This is a genomic window from Limnobacter alexandrii (assembly GCF_005871185.1).
GTDB lineage: Bacteria > Pseudomonadota > Gammaproteobacteria > Burkholderiales > Burkholderiaceae_B > Limnobacter > Limnobacter alexandrii.
In genome coordinates, this window is sequence record NZ_SWKN01000008.1 from 304,486 (window position 1) to 322,897 (window position 18,412).

General features: G+C 52.1%; 15 protein-coding genes and 1 tRNA gene. 9 read left to right on the plus strand and 7 right to left on the minus strand.

Features of this window, described 5'->3' with window-relative positions:
• The first annotated feature begins 108 nt into the window (after positions 1–108).
• Positions 109–2,823, plus strand: coding sequence for a TRAP transporter large permease subunit (locus tag FCS97_RS11035; RefSeq protein ID WP_138518478.1), 2,715 nt, complete (start codon positions 109–111; stop codon positions 2,821–2,823).
• A 56-nt stretch (positions 2,824–2,879) separates the two neighbouring features.
• Here FCS97_RS11035 and FCS97_RS11040 read toward each other — a convergent pair.
• A tRNA-Arg gene (locus tag FCS97_RS11040) sits at positions 2,880–2,954 on the minus strand.
• A gap of 220 nt (positions 2,955–3,174) precedes the next feature.
• Between FCS97_RS11040 and FCS97_RS11045 the strand changes: the two genes are divergently transcribed.
• The 3 genes from FCS97_RS11045 (at position 3,175) to FCS97_RS11055 (ending at position 5,458) form a co-directional block, all read left to right on the plus strand.
• Complete coding sequence (locus FCS97_RS11045) at positions 3,175–3,780, plus strand: RNA polymerase sigma factor (RefSeq protein WP_171035278.1); 606 nt, start codon at positions 3,175–3,177, stop codon at positions 3,778–3,780.
• Positions 3,781–3,882: 102 nt separating this feature from the next.
• Positions 3,883–5,214 (plus strand): sigma 54-interacting transcriptional regulator, encoded by a 1,332-nt coding sequence (locus FCS97_RS11050; RefSeq protein WP_138518480.1) that lies wholly within the window; start codon positions 3,883–3,885, stop codon positions 5,212–5,214.
• A 25-nt stretch (positions 5,215–5,239) separates the two neighbouring features.
• On the plus strand, positions 5,240–5,458 hold the full coding sequence (locus tag FCS97_RS11055) for a hypothetical protein (RefSeq protein ID WP_138518481.1): 219 nt from the start codon (positions 5,240–5,242) through the stop codon (positions 5,456–5,458).
• 360 nt (positions 5,459–5,818) lie between these two features.
• Here FCS97_RS11055 and FCS97_RS11060 read toward each other — a convergent pair whose 3' ends face one another.
• Both FCS97_RS11060 and FCS97_RS11065 read right to left on the minus strand, forming a co-directional pair.
• On the minus strand, positions 5,819–6,250 hold the full coding sequence (locus tag FCS97_RS11060) for a hypothetical protein (protein ID WP_138518482.1): 432 nt from the start codon (positions 6,248–6,250) through the stop codon (positions 5,819–5,821).
• Complete coding sequence (locus FCS97_RS11065; protein WP_171035279.1) at positions 6,250–6,825, minus strand: RNA polymerase sigma factor; 576 nt, start codon at positions 6,823–6,825, stop codon at positions 6,250–6,252. Before FCS97_RS11065 ends, FCS97_RS11060 begins: the two co-directional genes overlap by 1 nt.
• Positions 6,826–7,113: 288 nt before the next feature.
• Here FCS97_RS11065 and FCS97_RS11070 point away from each other — a divergent pair, with 288 nt between their 5' ends.
• Complete coding sequence (locus FCS97_RS11070) at positions 7,114–9,075, plus strand: DNA topoisomerase IV subunit B (protein ID WP_138518484.1); 1,962 nt, start codon at positions 7,114–7,116, stop codon at positions 9,073–9,075.
• 12 nt (positions 9,076–9,087) lie between these two features.
• Here FCS97_RS11070 and FCS97_RS11075 read toward each other — a convergent pair whose 3' ends face one another.
• Genes FCS97_RS11075 through lexA form a run of 4 tightly spaced genes read right to left on the minus strand, consistent with a single transcriptional unit; the run spans position 9,088 to position 14,993 of the window.
• Positions 9,088–12,240: an error-prone DNA polymerase gene (locus FCS97_RS11075; RefSeq protein WP_138518485.1), complete on the minus strand. Its 3,153-nt coding sequence runs from the start codon at positions 12,238–12,240 to the stop codon at positions 9,088–9,090.
• A complete protein-coding gene (locus FCS97_RS11080; protein WP_138518486.1) occupies positions 12,237–13,610 on the minus strand; it encodes a DNA polymerase Y subunit UmuC family protein in 1,374 nt (457 codons plus the stop codon). The genes FCS97_RS11075 and FCS97_RS11080 overlap by 4 nt, the downstream gene beginning before the upstream one ends.
• Entirely contained in the window at positions 13,534–14,289 is a 756-nt protein-coding gene (imuA, locus tag FCS97_RS11085; protein ID WP_171035280.1) for a translesion DNA synthesis-associated protein ImuA, read from the minus strand. Before imuA ends, FCS97_RS11080 begins: the two co-directional genes overlap by 77 nt.
• A gap of 41 nt (positions 14,290–14,330) precedes the next feature.
• Positions 14,331–14,993 carry a transcriptional repressor LexA gene (gene lexA, locus FCS97_RS11090; RefSeq protein ID WP_138518488.1) on the minus strand — a complete coding sequence of 221 codons (663 nt, stop codon included), beginning with the start codon at positions 14,991–14,993 and terminating at the stop codon, positions 14,331–14,333.
• A gap of 299 nt (positions 14,994–15,292) precedes the next feature.
• Here lexA and yaaA point away from each other — a divergent pair, with 299 nt between their 5' ends.
• From yaaA to FCS97_RS11110, 4 genes are read left to right on the plus strand one after another with little or no spacing between them, the layout of a single operon-like run.
• Complete coding sequence (gene yaaA / locus FCS97_RS11095) at positions 15,293–16,063, plus strand: peroxide stress protein YaaA (RefSeq protein WP_138518620.1); 771 nt, start codon at positions 15,293–15,295, stop codon at positions 16,061–16,063.
• A gap of 2 nt (positions 16,064–16,065) precedes the next feature.
• Positions 16,066–16,827, plus strand: coding sequence for a 5'/3'-nucleotidase SurE (surE, locus tag FCS97_RS11100; RefSeq protein WP_138518489.1), 762 nt, complete (start codon positions 16,066–16,068; stop codon positions 16,825–16,827).
• 9 nt (positions 16,828–16,836) lie between these two features.
• Positions 16,837–17,577, plus strand: coding sequence for a protein-L-isoaspartate(D-aspartate) O-methyltransferase (locus FCS97_RS11105; RefSeq protein WP_138518490.1), 741 nt, complete (start codon positions 16,837–16,839; stop codon positions 17,575–17,577).
• Complete coding sequence (locus FCS97_RS11110) at positions 17,574–18,395, plus strand: peptidoglycan DD-metalloendopeptidase family protein (protein ID WP_138518491.1); 822 nt, start codon at positions 17,574–17,576, stop codon at positions 18,393–18,395. The genes FCS97_RS11105 and FCS97_RS11110 overlap by 4 nt, the downstream gene beginning before the upstream one ends.
• Positions 18,396–18,412: the final 17 nt, after the last annotated feature.

An 18,412-nucleotide genomic window follows, 5' to 3' on the forward strand; every position in this document is an offset into this window, starting at 1 on the left:
GCCTGTTTGCCTTTGCAGTAAAGGGGGCTTGCCGTTGCCCCCTTTTTATTACCTTTAATTCGCTATTTAGATCAGCCAACTGAATGTTGGCGCTGACAAGGATCCTTTATGCAGAGTTCCGCCGGCAAAAAATGGTTGGGTCGTACACCATCCGAATGGCTGTCCAGCCTCCCGATTTTCTCCCTGTTGTTACTCACCCTGATTATTGGTACAGGTGAGATGGTGCATGGCCAGCTGTTGCGGCTTGGCGAGCGCATGTTTGGTAATCCTGAAAACCAGGTGCAGTACTTCCTGCTGCGAGCCGATCCTTCGGCCCCCACTTGTGAAGCCAACCCTGATATCGATGCATTGGTGGCCAAGCAGGTTGCCGATGCTGAAAGTGCACCCAAATCCGATCTGGATTTGTTGTTTGGCGATGTTGCTATTGATCCGAACGAGATTCGTGCATCTCTGGAGGCAGCCCGTGACCAGTGTCGCGAGCGCTTTGCCGTGTATGAGCGGGTGAGCCAGGCCATCACGCCTGAAGTCGAAGTTTTCCGCGAAATTGAAACCGGATTTTTCGGCATTTTCAAATTCGGTACCGAGAATCGCCCATTGATTCTGTTGATCATGGTGGCAATTGCCGCCATTTCAACCACCAAGCAGTTCCATCACATCAGCTTGCGGCCACCGCGCACCAAGAAGGACTTCCAGGTCTATTCCCTGGCCATGCTGGGCGCAAACCTGTTGATGACCATTTCGGCAAGCTACTACCTGAAACTTCAATATGACTCGGGTGTGGCAGTTGAAAATCCGCTGATCAGTATTATTGCCATTGCCCTGTTTGCCAGTCTGTCGTTCATCAGCTTGAAAGACGTGCTGAAAATTCCGGCCCAGGCAGAAGAGGGCGGAAGCTATGGCATGGGGTTGTTGAGTATTCCGCTGTATGCCTTCATGGCGTTGAATGCGGGTATCAACTTCTTCATGGACGACTACATCGCTGGTTTGGCAATTTACTTTGGCCAGATCACCGAATTGTCGAGCATTTTCCTGAACCTGGCCTTGTATCTGTGGGCAGGTATGTTGCTCAAGCAAACACGCGTGGTGTCCCTGTTCATGGACATTCTGAAGCCCTGGAAGCTTCCACCTGAGGTGTTTACCTGGATTGTGTTGCTCGCAGCAGCCATTCCAACTGCATACACAGGCGCGTCTGGTGTATTCGTGATTGCAGCCGGTGCCATTGTGTATCGGGAGGTACTTGCCTCTGGTGCACGTCGTCCGTTTGCTTTGGCCGCTACTGCCATGTCGGGTTCCTTGGGTGTGGTACTGCGCCCCTGCTTGCTGATTGTGGTAATTGCAGCGTTGAACAAGGAAGTGACCACCAGCGAGCTATACGGCTGGGGTCTGTTCGTATTCATCCTCACTTCCACCATTTTCATGTTGATTGCGCTGCTGAAAGCCGAGGGGCGTGTCACTGAACGTGCCAAGGCTAAGGAAGCACTGCCGCAATCACTGCGTGCATTGGTGCCAGTGTCGCCCTACATCGTGATCGTGATGCTGGTGGTTTTTGGCTACGAGTATTTGCTGGACACCAAGCTGGATGAATTCACCGCACCGGTAATGTTGCCCGTGATCATGCTGTTCGTGATTATTTTCGACAAGCTGCGCGGCGGCCCCACCAAAGTTGGCGGGGACACCCCAGCCGACAAGAAGAAAAACCAAGGCCTGGAAATGGCGGTGCGCAGTGCCACCAGCGAAACCATCGGCCACATTGGTGCCCTGATCATGTTGATGGCCTTGTCCATTAGCGTGGGCGGCATGATTGAGCGCTCTGGATTGATGAGCATTGTTCCTGCTGAAATGGCCAGTATTTGGGGCGCATTGACGCTGTTCATGATCATGATGGTGTTCATCGGTATGGTGATGGATCCATTCGGCGCGGTTATTCTTGTGTCGGCCACGGTGGCACCAATTGCCTACAGCAATGGCATACACCCGGTTCACTTCTGGATGATCGTGATTACAGCCTTCGAGTTGGGTTATCTCTCGCCACCTGTGGCCTTGAACCAGCTGCTCACCCGACAGGTGGTGGGTGAGGCTGAAATGGACAAGGTTGCCGACGAGGTGAAAGGCAAGCCGTTCTACTACAGGTACGAGCGTTGGTTGCTGCCCGTATACACCTTGTTCATTGGTTTGTTGATCGTGACCTACGGCGGTCAAGCCCTGATCAACAATGCCGATAACTTGAAGCCGGTCAGTCATTTCCTTGGACTTGACCAACTTCGCCCGACGGTGCTTGATCAATCGCCTGCGCCAGCTATGGAGCCACCATCAGTCGAGACGCCTGCTGCCACAGACCCTGCAGCGGATACGATGTTGGATCCTGCATTGCCCCCAGCGGACGATTTGCTGGGTGGAGAGCCAAGCCTGGCGGAAGAGCCCATGGCGGCTGCACCTGCGGCACCGGCAGTAGCCCCTGAAATGCCAGCGGGTCCAAGTCCGGCGCAGCTTCAGACCGAGGTAACCGAGGTGGTCAGCAACTGGGCCGCTGCCTGGAGTGCTCGGGATGTGGAAGGCTACCTCAGCTTCTACTCGGCCAACTTTGAGTTGCCTGGTGCGCAGAGCAGGGCACAGTGGGAAAGCCAGCGCCGTGCCCGAATCGCCAACAAGTCGAGTATTGAAGTGGACATCAGCAACCTGAATGTTGAAGTCAACGGCGAAGAGGCAACTGCCGAGTTTGACCAGGCTTACAAGGCCGACAAGTATTCTGACAATGTGCGTAAAACACTGCGTTTGAAGAAAGAAGAGGGTCGTTGGAAAATTGTGACCGAGCAGGCCAGCTGAACAAGCCGGCGTGCCAATGAAAAAGCCCCTGACATGTCAGGGGCTTTTTTTATGCCTGGTCTCGCGGACAGGAATCGAACCTGTATCTAAGCCTTAGGAGGGCCTCGTACTATCCATTGTACTACCGCGAGATGAGCGCATTTTACACCGCATCGGGAGTCAGCCCGCAGCCGGGCTGGTGTTGATTTATAGATTTTGCATCATCCATCCGCGCAAATTCAGAAAAAATCCAATTCTGCTCGGGAGTTAATCAATAAATAAACCATGAAATCAGTGGTTTAAAATTTATCCGATCCTGGCATGCACACTGCACAACGCTTGTTATCACCCACAAGCAAACAGAGGCAGGCCATGGAACACACAGCAAACATTCAACAGTTCGAAATCACCGTTTCTGGTATTGATGAAAATACACCTGCGCCTTTGAGTGCAGCGCAACTTCGCACACTTGAAGCTTTGTTGAAATCCCAGCAATCACGCTTGACCCATTTTGTTCGCAAACACCTGCGTCGCGAAGATTACGTGGATGATCTTATCCAGCAAACCCACATGGCCGCATTTCGAAATTGGGCTCGTTTTCGTGGTGAGTCCAAGCCCGAAACATGGCTGTTCGGCATTGCACTGAATCTGGTTAAAAACTTTCGGTATCGCGACACCAGTTTTCGGTTTCAAGGCGACGATTTCGATGAGCAGATCAGCATGATTCCCGCTGATTCAATCTGCGAGCCCGAAGAGTCCTTGATGCGTCAAGAGCGCATGGAAACCTTAAAGTCTGCAATTGATCAACTCCCCGGGAAAATGCAGACAGTGGTTCAGCTTGTCCTGCTCGAGGGTTTTACTTATCAGGATGCTGCACTAGAGCTCGATTTGCCAATCGGCACTGTGCGCTCAAGGTTGTCACGTGCAAGGGACATGCTTCGCATGGAGGTAATGGGACATTCCGATTCACATCATTGAGTCGCTCTGCAAAGTAGGGTGATTAATTCCAAGGGGTGATTTATTTGGAATGTGCAGCCCGCACAATAAACTCTGATTGATTCATGGTGAAAAAAACCGCGAATGACCGAGTTAACCCTTTGCATTGAATCGCCTGAACTGAAAAGCAGGTTGCGAGCTGCTGCGCTGCTGATGCAAGCCAGTGTTCACGAATTGTCGCTCTCCGATCTGTTGAAAAAGCGCAGCCTGCCAGCGCACTGGTTGCTGGTTGATCACGGTCTGGAAGATCTTGGCGAATTGATCGAACATTTCAAGGCACAAGGTCGAAAGCCAGAGACCCAAATCATTCGTTTCATAGAAAAACCCTGGCAAGAGTATGTGTATCACGACATTCCCATATTCGCCTCGATCGTACAGCCCGCCAATCCTTTGGCTGCTGTACAGGTACTTGAAAAACTCATACACACCAAGCCTTTCCGGTTCGGTAAAAGGAAATTGACAGCTGACTCTTCAGGACCTTACAACGACGAGTTTGTACGCTCGCCACCCATGCGTTATGCCGTGTCCCAGCTTCAACGTTTGAAACAGCTGCCAATAGACACCGTACTTCTTGGGCCCACGGGTGCTGGCAAGGACACCGCAGCACGCTGGTTACACGCGCAGTCGGGCGTGCAGGGCGAGTTTGTCCACGTGAACTGTGCGGCCTTGCCCGAACAGCTTTTTGAAGCAGAATTGTTCGGTGTAATGGCGGGCGCATTTACCGGTGCCCAGAAAGACAGGCCAGGAAAACTGGAGCTGGCCAACAATGGCACACTTTACCTCGATGAAATGGACAGCCTGCCCTTGTCTTGTCAGGCCAAGCTATTGAATGCACTGCAATACCGCGGCGCCATTCGGCTGGGTGGTCATGCGTTCTATAACTCCACGTTCAGGGTGATCGCTTCAACCAAAGTCAATCTTGAACACTTGGTTGAGCAAAACAAGTTTCGCGAGGATCTTCATTTCAGACTGAGCGTGTCGCAGGTTCGTATTCCTGCCCTCGCAGAACGACTCGAGGACATCGTTCCCCTGTATCAGCATTTTCTGAATGAGGTGGCCGCGCAGTTCAAGCTAGAAGTGCCGAACCTGGAACTCGATGATGTTGATGAACTACTCAGCCGCCCCTGGCCGGGCAATGTGCGCGAGCTGCATGCCGTCGCACAGCGCCATGTGATGGGCTTGGGTGAGCCTTGCTTGGCACCTTGCAGCGAGGCACAAACGGGTTTGAAACAACGCCTGCTGGCTTTTGAGAAAGCAGTGCTAATGCAAACACTTCGCGCACACAAAGGTTGCGCCCGGCAGGCCAGTCAAAGTTTGGGAATTCCCCTGCATTCCCTGTACTACAGGATGAAACGTTTCGATCTTCTTGAGAAAACCGGGAACCATTTCGAAGTTCAAACCACTCAATTCTCATGAAACGACGTTTATCGGTGTCTTACAAATGATCAACACCAATTCCTCTTCACGGCCACCTGTATCCGCCCTTGCTGCCAATTCTGCTGACAGCACTAGTTCTGCCGTGAGTAATACCTTTAAATCCATTCTCAACGATTTGAAAGCGCGGCCACTGAAGCCGCTTGCTTTGCAGCGTTTCTCGGGTCTTCCTGCTCCTCGAAGCCTTGCGCAACAAATCCACAGTGACACCACTGTTGTTGTCTAGCCATTTCCTTATTCCATGACACAAACCAATTCTGGAAACTGGTTTTTAGTTGATGAAACCTCTGTCGAGGGTCTGGGGCATTGTGAGCTTTTGCAGTCCTCTTTGTGTCCCGCAAATTTTCAAGCCATACTTGTCTTGAACAGCTATGAGAGTAACTGCCTTCGTGATTGGCTTTCACAGCGTTGGCTTGCAAAGTCGCTTGAACAAACCGGAATTTTCGAGCTCGAGCATTCCAAGGTGATCATTTCCAAGGCCATGTCAGCCATCAATTTGCTTGATGCAAAGGACAAATTCGAAGTTTGGCTTCAGGCAGTATTAACTGATCGATCCAATGCCGCACAAAGCAGGGGGTAATTGTATTCAGTGCATGCTTTGTTGCTGGAAGTAGGTTTGCTTGTAGGCGAATGCCACATGAACAAACTCTTGAAACTGGTTCGTGACGAGATCGTTGTTTTCACTCACAATTTCAAGGCACAAACGCAGGCAGTTGTCGTGATTTGAAATGGCTGTCGAAATACCTGCGGGGATGTCGTCTTTAAGTTCGCTAAACAGGGCCAATGCCAGTTTGATTTGGTTTTCTTGAACTTGCAACGATTTTCCCAAGCTGAAAATTCTTGCACTTACCCTGCAATCTGCACCGCCAAGGTGTTGCAACTCAATGGTGAAATTCTTTTCAAAATCAATTCGATAGCCTTCTGCTGCGGCACACTGCTCGGTCTCGTTGGGGCTCATTCCCAACGATTCCAGAATTTTGTCGAGTGCGCCATATTGGATTGCCAAGTTTGCGTTCATCAGTCCATGTAAAGGTCGTAGATTGATTTCAGTTGCGCGCGCGATCTTGAGATTCGTGATCTGACGGTACCGATCGGAATGCCCAGAATGTCTGCTGCTTCCTGGTAGGAATTTCCCTGCTGAACCACCAGAACCAGGGTTTCACGCAGGTCTGGAGGCAAGTTGCCGATTGCCGATTCCAGCTTGATGCTGAACTCGTTCTTCATGCAATGCTGCATGGGGTCCGAGCCCTCGGCCTGTTCCAGTTCAAGGTCTTCATCCGATGTGAAGTGAAATTTGTACTGTGGAGAACGGCGTGCAGTGTTTCGAATAATATTCAGAGCAATGCCAAACAGCCAGGTGGCCCTTTTTGCATCGCCTCGAAAGCTGTCCCAGCAGCAGTAAGCTTCAATCAGCGTTTGCTGAAACACATCTTCAACGGCGTTTTCATCACGAAAATGTTTGATGATGAAGTTGCGTAAGCGCTTCTCCTGCTTGGCCACCAACAATTCAAACTCTGAGCGCGTTGTTTCCAGATCAGCCCTTGAACACCTCTGAATTGCGGTGATCTTTAACTTGGGGGCAATCGGTTTCATGTCGAGCCTCTCTACTTGAAACGGGAGTGGAATCATGGTCGGCCTTGGCGAATGGTTTAAATAACGCCACAGCGTATCAAGGCCGCAAAAAGTCCGAATGAGGTATCACCAGGGATAGGGGGTGGGGTGATGTGCTTCTTTATTAGCCTTGAAAAATGTGATAACCACGCTACACAAATTTCCTATCTTGCTGATGAGTGCTGACACAGCCTCAGATGGTTCCAGTACCGCCCGAAATGACGCCAAATTGTTGGTATCATCAAGCGGTTATTGAACTATCAGGTTGTCATGAGCCAGTACCAAGAATCGTCTATTCGCGTCCTTAAAGGGTTAGAGCCTGTCAAGCAGCGCCCTGGCATGTACACCCGCACCGATTGTCCCTTGCACATCATTCAAGAGGTCATCGACAACGCGGCTGATGAAGCTTTGGGTGGTTTTGGTTCAAGAATTACGGTGACCATTCACACAGACGGCAGCGTGTCTGTGCAGGACGAAGGGCGGGGCATCCCGATTGGCCTTCACCCCGAGGAAAAAGTGCCAGTCATTGAACTGGTGTTCACCCGTTTGCATGCAGGTGGCAAGTTCAACAAGGCCGATGGCGGCGCTTATCGCTTCTCAGGCGGCCTGCATGGTGTGGGTGTGTCGGTCACCAATGCCTTGTCGACTCGCCTTGAGGTGAGTGCGGTACGCGACAAGCAGGTGGGCACATTGGTGTTTAGTGGTGGCGATGTAATCGAACCCCTGAAAGTTCGCCCGCAAACCAACAGTGATCCAAAAAAAGGCACCACGGTGCGCGTGTGGCCTGATCCCCAATATTTTGACTCGGCGGTACTGCCCCTTCATGAAATGGACCGCTTGTTGCGCAGCAAAGCTGTGCTGCTCAAGGGCGTTGAAGTGGTGTTGGTGTCTGAAAAAACCGGTGAAGCCAAACGTTGGAAATTTGATGATGGTTTGAGTGGTTTTTTGCGTGAGGAATTGCTGGACCGTGAGCTGGTGGCACCCATGTTCAGCGGCGACCTCAGCGTTGATGTACTTCGCGACGAGGGCTTTGCTGAAGGCGAGGGTGCGGCCTGGGCCTTGGCTTTTGTGGCCGAAGGTGCGCCTGTGCGTGAAAGCTATGTGAACCTGATCCCAACTTCGGCTGGGGGTACGCATGAATCGGGCCTTCGCGAGGCGGTGTTTCAGGCCATCAAGGCGTTTTGTGAAATGCATTCCCTGATGCCCAAAGGCATCAAATTGATGCCTGATGACATATTTTCAAAAGCCAATTTTGTGTTGTCGGCCAAGGTGCTCGACCCACAGTTTCAGGGGCAAATCAAGGAACGCCTGAACAGCCGTGATGCGGTGCGTTTGGTGTCTTCACTGGTGAAGCCAGCGTTTGAGTTGTGGTTGAACCAGCATGTGGAAGACGGCAAAAAAATTGCTGAACTGGCCATCAAGCAGGCACAAGCCCGTTCGCGCGCTGCACAAAAGGTCGAGAAACGAAAAAGCTCTTCTGTGGCGATATTGCCAGGCAAGCTGACCGACTGTGAAAGCACAGACACCAGCTTGAATGAGGTGTTTCTGGTTGAGGGCGATTCCGCAGGTGGTTCAGCCAAAATGGGCCGTGACAAAGAGTTTCAGGCCGTGTTGCCTTTGCGTGGCAAGGTGCTCAACGCTTGGGAAACCGACAAAGATCGCCTGTTTGCCAATCAGGAAATTCACGACATTGCAGTGGCCATCGGCGTAGACCCCCACGGTGTGAACGACAACCCCGATTTAAGTGGTTTGCGCTACGGCAAAATTTGTATTCTTTCAGACGCGGACGTAGACGGTTCGCACATTCAAGTGCTGTTGCTCACCTTGTTCTACAAACATTTCCCTGCACTGATTCGCAGTCAGAATTTGTACGTCGCTCGCCCACCATTGTTTCGTGTGGATGTGCCAGCGCAAGGTAAAAAGCCAGCGCGCAAGTTGTATTGTCTTGATGAAGCCGAGCTGTATGCCGTGCAGGACAAACTGGGCAAGGAAGGCGTGAAGGAAGCGAACATCAAGATTTCGCGCTTCAAGGGCTTGGGTGAAATGAATGCCGAACAACTTTGGGAAACCACTTTGAACCCGGACACACGCCGTTTGTTGCCAGTTACTTTGGGTAGCCTCGATGTGGACCAAACCAACGCCATGATGCACATGTTGATGGGGCGCACGGAAAGTGGTGCGCGCCGCACCTGGCTGGAAGACAAAGGCAATTTGGTGGAAGTGGATATTTAAATTTTTCAGTAATTATTTGAAATCGCGTGAAGGCGTTTGAAGTTGTGCAAGCAGGTGGGTGTAGTCCACCAACCTGCGTGCCACCAAATTACACACTTCACCTTCGCGCTGCCAAATGCCAAAGACACCCATAATTTGCGCATTGCGCAGCACCTGCCGTTGTTCTTCGGCCAGGCTGTTCCACACAATTACATTGACATTGCCTGTTTCATCTTCAAGATTCAAAAACACGGTGCCATGCGCAGTGGCTGGGCGTTGCCGGTGCGTCACAATGCCGCAGGCCCGCGCCAGTCTGCCGTTGGGGTAGGTGCGCAATTCTTCAACCTGCCTTATTTTGTACGGTGTAAGTTGCTTGCGTAAAAATGAAATGGGGTGGTGGGCAAGGCTTGCACCCGTTGCTCGGTAATCGGCCAGCATGTCCTCCAGTTCACTGGCTTTTGGCAATTCAAGCGGTGTTTCATTGCTACGTGTATTGGCCAGCAAGTCGATGTTTCTTGCACGCTGCCGAATGCCTTTTGTTTCTGTTGCAGCCGTTTGCCACACCGCTTGGTGGCGGTGCCCAGCCAGTTGTTCCAGTGCATTGGCATCGGCCAGTGCAAGCAGGTCGCCGCGGTCAAGCTGTGCACGTTTGCTCAAGTCTTCCACGCTTTCAAACAAGCCTTGTTCGCGGGTTTGAACAATACGCAAAGCAGCATCGTGTTTCAGGCCATTCACACGGTTCAAGCCCAAGCGAACAGGCAACAGGGCGCCGCTGTTACCGCCCGGTCCGGTTTCCAGTCGGGTTGCAAGGGCACTTTGCTGTATATCCACTGGCAGTACTTTCACGCCATGCCTTTGCGCATCTTGAATCAGTTGTGAAGGCGCATAAAAACCCATGGGTTGTGCGTTGAGCAGCCCACACAAAAATGCATCCGGGTGGTGGCATTTCAGCCAGGCTGAGGCATACACCAGCATTGCGAAACTGGCGGCATGGCTTTCCGGAAAACCATATTCACCAAACCCTTCCATTTGCCTGAAAATACTTTCAGCAAATTCGCGGGTGTAACCACGCTCCAGCATGCCACTTACCACGCGCTCATAAAAATGGTGCAAGCCGCCTTTGCGCTTCCAGGCGGCCATGCCGCGGCGCAGGGCATCGGCCTCGCCTGGTGTAAAGCCAGCAGCCAGAATGGCCACTTGCATCACTTGTTCCTGAAAAATAGGAACACCCTTGGTGCGGCCCAGTGCTTCTTTCAAGGCTTCAGAAGGGTAGGTTTCTTCTTCCAGGCCTTGCCTGCGTTTTAAAAACGGGTGCACCATGCCACCTTGAATGGGGCCGGGCCGTACAATGGCCACTTGAATTACCAGGTCGTAGTACTCACGGGGTTTCAGGCGGGGAAGCATGCCCATTTGTGCGCGGCTTTCAATTTGAAACACACCCACGGTGTCGGCCTTGCACATCATGTCGTAAGCCACGCTGTCTTCAGACGGTATGGTTTGCAGGGTTCGTGGGGCATCGGGTTTTTTGTGCAATTCGTCCAGTGTCATGCGGATGGCGCTCAACATGCCAAGCGCCAATACATCCACTTTCATCAAACCCATGGCGTCCAGGTCGTCTTTGTCCCACTGAATCACGCTGCGCTCTGGCATGGATGCATTTTCAACGGGCACCAGTTCAGTCAGGCTGTCACGTGCAATCACAAAGCCGCCTGTGTGTTGCGACAAGTGTCGCGGAAACCCAAGCAGTTCATCGGCCAAATGCACACAATGTTGAATCGCGGTTTGGCGTACATCAATACCGGCTTGCACCATGTGGTCAACACTCATGCTGCGGCTGTAACCACCATCTTGTGACTTGGCCAGTTGTTCAATTGCGTCAGTGTCCAATCCCACGGCTTTGCCCACATCCCGCAATGCCGAGCGGGGCCTGTACACCACCACACTGGCAGCCAATGCAGCCCGGTCACGACCATATTTGTTGTAAATGTATTGAATCACTTCTTCGCGGCGTGTGTGTTCAAAGTCCACGTCGATGTCGGGTGGTTCATTGCGTTCGCGGCTAATAAAACGTTCGAACAGTACGGCCATTTTGTCGGGGTTGACTTCCGTGATGTGCAGGCAATAACACACCACGGAATTGGCGGCCGAGCCACGGCCCTGGCACAGAATATTGCAGGACCGTGCAAAGCGGACAATGTCGTAAACGGTTAAAAAGTAGGCCTCGAATTTCAGTTCTTCAATCAGGAGCAGTTCATGTTCAATTTGTTTTCGAACTTTGGCAGGCACGGTACCGTTGTAACGTTGCAAAGCACCTTCTTCCACAAGTTGACGCAAGTATTGGGTGGGCTCCAGGCCTTCGGGGCTGATTTCACGTGGGTACTGGTAGCGCAATTCATCGAGCGAAAACACGCATTGCGCTGCCAGCGTCGTGGTTTGTTCAAGCAAGGTGTGCGGGTAGGTTTGGGCGAGTCGCTGCAAGGGTTGCAGGCAACGTTGTGCATTCGTTTCCAGAAAGGGTTTGGCCTCGTTCAGGCTGCAATTCAGTCGAATCGCGGTGAGTACGTCGTGCAGGTTTTTTCGTTCGCTTGAATGCATCACAGGCAAATTGCTGGCCATTAATTCGACGCTGTGCAAGTGGGCCAAGGTTTGCAAATGCAGCAGCCATGCGTTGTCAAAACCACGGTGCTGCAAATTGCACACCAGGTGCATTCGGCCAGTGAAGCGTTTGGCGCACCAACTTAGCAACGCTGGAAAGTTTTCTTTGCTGCGCGCATCGGGTATCAGCAACAAGTGCAAGCCTGGTGGAATATCGGCAAGGTCTTCGCGGGTAAACAGGTAGTCGCCTTTGGCTGCCCGGCCACGGGCCTGTGTAATCAGCCGGCACAAGTGGGTGTAACCAGTTTTGTTTTTTACAATCAGTGCAATTCGCTGGCCAGCAAAAGGACTGCTGTGTGCAAACACAAACTGTGCGCCCACCAGCAGTTGAATGCCGCACTCTTTGGCAGCCTGGTGTGCGCGAACAATGCCCGCAAGTGAGCATTCATCCGCAATGCCAATGGCCCGGTATCCCAGCAGTTTGGCCTGCTGTACCAGCTCTTCCGGGTGTGATGCACTTTTCAAAAAACTGAAGTTGCTCAATGCCAAGGCTTCAGCAAAGTAAATTGGTTTATCCAGGGTTTCGTTCATGCGAAGTAACCATGTAAAAACCAGCGCGAATTCTCGTCAAGCAGGTCTTGGTACAGCCACACCAAACTGGAATTGCTATCACGTGCGCAGTAGTAGTCGCGTTTGCAGGGCTGTGAATCCCACCAGCCGAATTCAACACGTTCGGGGCCGCTGAGTAGCTGCCAGGGTCCACCCGTTTTCCATTCCGGGGCTTTGCCTTGCAAGGGTTTGGCTTGCGGTAACAACCACAAAGGCCTTGGTGCGCTGCTGGGCAGGGTGGAGTTATCCAATTCAGGGGTGTGTTTTTTTTCTCCTTTTTTGAACGCAGTATTTGTATTTTTAAGCAAGGGTGTGTGCTGCAACACAATGCTGCATTCTGGCCTTGGATCACTTTCTGTGGCGGCAAACAACACGGTTTGTTCACCCAAGCGTGCGCGAAGAACATCGCAGGTGCTGTTCCAATTGTGCGTGCTTTCTGCAGGGTCGGGTAAAAAACTGTTGTTCACATTGGGCAGCAATTCACTGTGCGCGCAGCACACCTTCAGGCTGCGTATGTCGTCATCAAACTGCATTCGTACCAATTGGTGATGCAGCAGGCGCTTCCATGTTTCAAGGCAATCAGTGGGCTGTGCACTGCGCAAGCGCAAAACCTCTTCACCGTGTGCGTGCATGAATGCCCAGTGCAATTCACGCGTGCCGCATTTTTGCTGCTTCAACCAGTTGCACACTGCCTCAAGCAGGGCTTGCGCATGGTGCTCAATCAGGTCAAGCCTGTCACTGTGAAACGGCAGTTCTTTTTCTTTCTCGAAAGTGTTGGCGGGTTTGTGTGCAACTGCAGCGGGAGCCAGTTTATTTTGCGCACCAAAACCCGAATCAAGTTCAGCCAGTGCCTGCGCGCCGAAGCGCCTTAAAAATCCGTCTCGTGGCAAGCGCCACAAATCGCCAAGGCGATTAAAGCCGCATTGTTGCCAGGTGCTTTGCAGCTTTGTATCGCAATCAAGTACTGACATTGGCAATGCGAGCAAGCTGTTTTCATTGAAGTTCAGCATGGCCAAAAAATCATCATGACTGCGGGCCGGTGCGCATTTGCCAAGCCACCATGCGCCAGTGGCTGTGTGGTGATTGGCCAGTTGCAGTTCTGCTGGAAATTCTTCTGCGTTTTGCCACAACTGTGAAAGCAAGGCTTGTGCGCCACCAAACAAGCGGAAGCTGCTGTGCACTTCAACCAGCCAACCCATGTATTCATGGTGTTGGTCTTGCCGCCAGCACACCATTGGACTGTAGCGTGCTGCCAATTCAAACAGAGAACTGGCATCAAATTGCGATTCGGCTTCCTGTGGCTTGCTGGGCTTTTGGCAAGTTTGTTTGTAACTCAGAGCGATCCAACGCACGAACAAGCTCCTGTGAGTGCGGGGTGTCGGGTAAAGCACCTTGCGGTTTGGGCAAATCAATCAACACGGGTTCTTCAAGTACAGGGCCCCTGCGTTTAATCAAATGCACGCGCAAGCTGTTGGGGCTTTGGGCAGTTAGGCACAAACGCAGTGAGGCCGGTGACGGTTGCATTTGCGCACGAATGGGGCGAAACACGAAACTTAAACCCTGGGACCGCGTGGCCTGGTACTGCAAGCGGCGCAACACCGTGGGGTTACACAGTGCTTTTTCTTCGGGCAACCACATGAAAAGCGCACCGAAGGAATCGCTTTGCAGCACTTGCTCTATCGCCCAAAGCCTGTCTTGGGGTTTGTCGGTTTGAATCAAATGCACTTGATTCAAAGCCACACCAAACTGTTCAAACACAGGTGTGAGCGGAAGCAATGGTGCACCGATCAACACCAGTTTTTTTTGTTCCAGCGAAAGCTTGCGCAACACCGGCATTAAAAAGCGAAGCTCGCCGATGCCATGGTGCTTTAATAGCAGTTCAATCAGGTTGCGGGTGGGCCATCCACCCCCCGGCAATTGCTGATCAAGGGCAGCAAAGCCGCTAGGTATGCGTACGCTTGTGTCGCTGGCAAGCTGGTGGGCCCGCCACACGCCAGGGTGAATGTTGGCAATGGCAAGATCAGACGACACAACTACCCCCCGACATTGCTTTTCAGTGCAATTACTGCGCTTTAGTGCAATTGGCCCTGGCGAATCAAGCCAACAGCCAAACCTTCAATCGCGAATGTTTCAGTTCGCAGATCAACTTGAATGGGTGCGAAATCGCTGTTTTCGGCTTGTAGTTCAACCACATGGCCTTTCTGGAAAAAACGCTTCACGGTGACGTCATCGTTCACGCGTGCAACCACCACCTGGCCAGCGCGTGCGGTGCTGATTTTTTTCACTGCCAGCAAATCGCCATCCATGATGCCGATGTCTTTCATGGACATGCCGCGCACCTTTAGCAGGTAGTCGGGTTTGTCGGGAAACAGGGCTGGGTCTACAGGAATCTGTTTTTCAATGTGTTCTTGCGCAAGAATCGGACTGCCAGCTGCAACGCGGCCAATCAGTGGCAGTTGCATGAATTGCTCGATTGCACGTTCAGCTGCTTTGCTGGCAATTTCCTCCAGGCCTTCCGCGTATTCGCCCAGCAAACGAATGCCGCGCGATGTGCTGGCATCAAGCGCGATGACATTTTTCTTGGCCAAGGCCTGCAAGTGGTCTTCCGCTGCATTGGCAGATCGAAAGCCCAATTGCCGTGCAATTTCAGCGCGTGTGGGGGGCCTGCCAAATTGGCTGATTTGGTCGCGGATTAGATCAAGAATTTCTTGTTGACGAGCAGTTAAACCTTTCATGGCAGCAATCTCGAATTGACATGCTGTGATTATATACAGTAAATCAAAACTTGCAAACACATTTGCCTGAATCCATTTGGGCATATGACAGGTAATACATTCATCTTCGGGAGAGACAGTCTGGGAGACACGGCCAGAAGCGGAGCGACAAAGTCGCATCCGCGGCCAACCTCACAAAACCAGCCTCTCGCATACCTTGCATTGGGTATTTTTTCCCGGCTTCACACCACCCTGTCCCTGAATCACCTGCCAGATCCTGCGATAATAAACCCGTAGTAACAACCAGGTGATTCATGTCCATGCTCGTAGTTCTTTCTCCCGCAAAATCGCTCGATTACGAAACACCCTTGTCCGTTTCAACCAGTACGCAGCCGCAGTTTGTTGAGCAGGCCGCTGAGTTGGTGAACATTCTTCGCCCCATGAGTCCGGCTGATATTTCCGAACTCATGTCAGTCTCTGACAAGTTGGGGGTGCTTAACGCAACGCGTTACAGCGAGTGGTCAAGCAAGTTCACCAAGAAGAATTCACGCCCTGCGTTGCTCGCATTCAATGGCGATGTGTACGATGGTTTTGATGCCAAAACCCTGGACGAGGAAGGTTTGGCTTTTGCGCAAAAACATGTGCGCATTCTGTCTGGTTTGTATGGCATTTTGCGTCCACTCGACTTGATGCAGCCTTATCGCCTTGAAATGGGCACCAAGTTGCCCAATCCCGCTGGTAAAGATTTGTACGCCTACTGGAAGCAAACCGTGGCACCTGCTTTGAACAAAGAGCTGGGTAAAAAAGACCCAGTGCTGGTGAATCTGGCATCAGACGAGTATTTCAAATCGGTTGATACAAAGGCTTTGAATGCACGCGTGGTGCAGCCTGTGTTTCAAGACTATAAAAATGGTCAGTACAAAATCATCAGTTTCTTTGCAAAAAAGGCGCGTGGCTTAATGGCCCGTTACATCGTTGACCAGCGAATTACCGAGGTTGAACAACTGAAAAAATTCAAGGTTGCCGGTTATTCCTTTGCAGCCAAGGAATCTTCTGAAAACACCTGGGTGTTTCGTCGCAAGGAAGCCTGATCTTGACTGTTCCCCATATTCTGATCAGCAACGACGATGGCTACAGTGCACCGGGCATTCTGGCCTTGCATGGTGCCTTGCTAGAACGATTCGGCAACACGGTTCACCTGGAGGTGATGGCCCCCGAGCAAGACCGCTCGGGCGTTTCAAATGCGCTTACGCTGGACCGGCCGCTGACCGTGCGCACCGCTGCAAACGGATTCCGTTACGTGAATGGCACGCCCACCGATTGCGTGCATGTGGCGGTCACCGGTTTGCTGGCGCGTCGCCCCGACCTTGTTGTTTCCGGCATCAACAATGGTGCCAACATGGGCGACGACACCATTTATTCAGGCACTGTGGCCGCTGCCATGGAAGGATTTCAGTGTGGCTTGCCCGCAATTGCTTTTTCGCTGGCGGGCAAAGGTTATGCTCACCTGGACAGCGCAGCCCGCGTGGCTGCTGAAATCGTGGAGCGTTTCCTGGACAACAAGCTGGGTCTGGAACATTGCCTGTTGAATGTGAACATTCCACCGATTCCTTACGATGACATGCAAGGTTACGAATGCACCCGTTTGGGCAAGCGTCACCACGCCGAGCCCGTGATACCCACACAGAATCCGAAAGACGAAACCGTTTACTGGATTGGCCCGCCCGGTGGTGCGAAAGATGCTGGACCCGGAACCGATTTTTATGCAGTCAAGCAGGGTAAAATTTCCATCAGTCCCTTGAAGGCTGACCTTACTCACACCGAACAAATGAAGACCCTGGCCGATTGGCTTTAAAACAAAAAAATGGACCAAAAGCCCCGCTTCAAGCCAGCACCTGCGCTGATCACCCAGTCTGCGCGCAAACTGGACCGCATTCCGGAACGCATCGGCGGTTCAAGCCTGACCTCTGAGCGTGCCCGCGGGCATTTGGTTCAAAAGCTCAAAACTTTGGGTATTGTGAATCAGCGTGTGCTGGATGTAATTGGCACTGTGCCGCGTCATTTGTTCGTGGATGAAGCATTTGCTTCGCGGGCCTATGAAGATGCAGCCTTGCCAATTGGACACCAACAAACCATTTCCCGACCTTTCACCGTGGCCCGTTTTGCTGAATACGCGCTAGACGGTCGAAAAGACCTCGACAATGTGTTGGAAGTGGGCGCCGGTTGTGGCTATCAGGCCGCCGTTTTCGCCAATATTGCAAAGCGGGTGGTCAGCATAGAACGCATTGAGGCGTTGTACGACAAGGCCCAGCGCAATTTGAAACTCGCCGGGTTCAACAAAGTCAAAGTAATTCATGGTGATGGGCTGGCGGGTTTGCCTGCACAAGCACCGTTTGATGTCATTATTGTGGCCGCTGCAGGCTTGGAAATACCACAAGCCCTGCTGAAGCAGTTAAAAGTTGGCGGGCGCCTTATTGTGCCCGTGGCTGATCAAAATCAGCAAAATCTGGTCATTGTTGATCGCCTTGCGGTCGACAAATGGCACCGAGAGAAAAAAGACTTGGTAAAATTCGTACCCCTGTTACAAGGAACTCGTATCGTATGAAACGTGGCGCATTGATCAGAACCCGCTTTCTTGGGCACACACGTGCATTGGCAGTCGGGTTTGCAACATTGACCTTCCTGGCCGCCTGTACAACAACGGGCAATCAGGCCCCGGTGGTTGACCGTTTGCCCTCCCGTTCTACGGACACCGCAGTGGCCACTGATGGCGTTTACACCGTGAAGGCTGGCGATACGCTGTATAGCATTGCCCTTGATTTTGGTCTGGACTGGCGTGAACTGGCGCGTGCCAACAATTTGAGCGATCCCAGCAAATTGAGCATTGGTCAAAAGCTGCGTGTGACAGGTGCGCCTGCTGCTGTTGCCGGCGGTGCTTCGGGATCCACCATGGAAGACAGTGGTGTTGAAGTAACTCCGATTACACCTGCAGGCGGCGCCAAGCCAGTTGAAGCCACGCCAGCGCCTGAAATTAAACCGCCAGCACCGGTGGCAGTTACCTTGGGCTTTATTTGGCCACACCCGGGTGAAATTATCCAAAGTTACAAAGCCGGTGTGAACAAGGGCATTGACCTTGCAGCCAAAGTGGGCGACCCCGTGGTGGCCTCTCAGGCCGGGCGTGTGGTGTATTCAGGCAATGCGCTGCGTGGTTACGGCAACCTGATCATTTTGAAGCACGACAACAATTTGCTGACTGCCTATGCGCACAACAAAACCTTGTTGGTGAAAGAAGGCGAGCCTGTTACCAAGGGCCAGAAAATTGCGGAAGCAGGGCAGTCTGATTCCGATCGCCCCAAGTTGCATTTTGAAGTGCGCAAGCAGGGCAAGCCTGTCGACCCGATGGATTACCTCCCGGCCCGTTAATTTTTATTGAATGTAGC

Bases quoted from the DNA above. Each gene is read 5' to 3' on its own strand.
- FCS97_RS11055 (WP_138518481.1), top strand. From the start codon at position 5,240: ATGATCAACACCAATTCCTCTTCACGGCCACCTGTATCCGCCCTTGCT.
- FCS97_RS11065 (WP_171035279.1), bottom strand. From the start codon at position 6,825: ATGAAACCGATTGCCCCCAAGTTAAAGATCACCGCAATTCAGAGGTGT.
- FCS97_RS11050 (WP_138518480.1), top strand. From the start codon at position 3,883: ATGACCGAGTTAACCCTTTGCATTGAATCGCCTGAACTGAAAAGCAGG.
- lexA (WP_138518488.1), bottom strand. From the start codon at position 14,993: ATGAAAGGTTTAACTGCTCGTCAACAAGAAATTCTTGATCTAATCCGC.
- FCS97_RS11060 (WP_138518482.1), bottom strand. From the start codon at position 6,250: ATGAACGCAAACTTGGCAATCCAATATGGCGCACTCGACAAAATTCTG.
- FCS97_RS11035 (WP_138518478.1), top strand. From the start codon at position 109: ATGCAGAGTTCCGCCGGCAAAAAATGGTTGGGTCGTACACCATCCGAA.
- yaaA (WP_138518620.1), top strand. From the start codon at position 15,293: ATGCTCGTAGTTCTTTCTCCCGCAAAATCGCTCGATTACGAAACACCC.
- FCS97_RS11070 (WP_138518484.1), top strand. From the start codon at position 7,114: ATGAGCCAGTACCAAGAATCGTCTATTCGCGTCCTTAAAGGGTTAGAG.
- FCS97_RS11105 (WP_138518490.1), top strand. From the start codon at position 16,837: ATGGACCAAAAGCCCCGCTTCAAGCCAGCACCTGCGCTGATCACCCAG.
- FCS97_RS11075 (WP_138518485.1), bottom strand. From the start codon at position 12,240: ATGAACGAAACCCTGGATAAACCAATTTACTTTGCTGAAGCCTTGGCA.
- FCS97_RS11045 (WP_171035278.1), top strand. From the start codon at position 3,175: ATGGAACACACAGCAAACATTCAACAGTTCGAAATCACCGTTTCTGGT.
- FCS97_RS11110 (WP_138518491.1), top strand. From the start codon at position 17,574: ATGAAACGTGGCGCATTGATCAGAACCCGCTTTCTTGGGCACACACGT.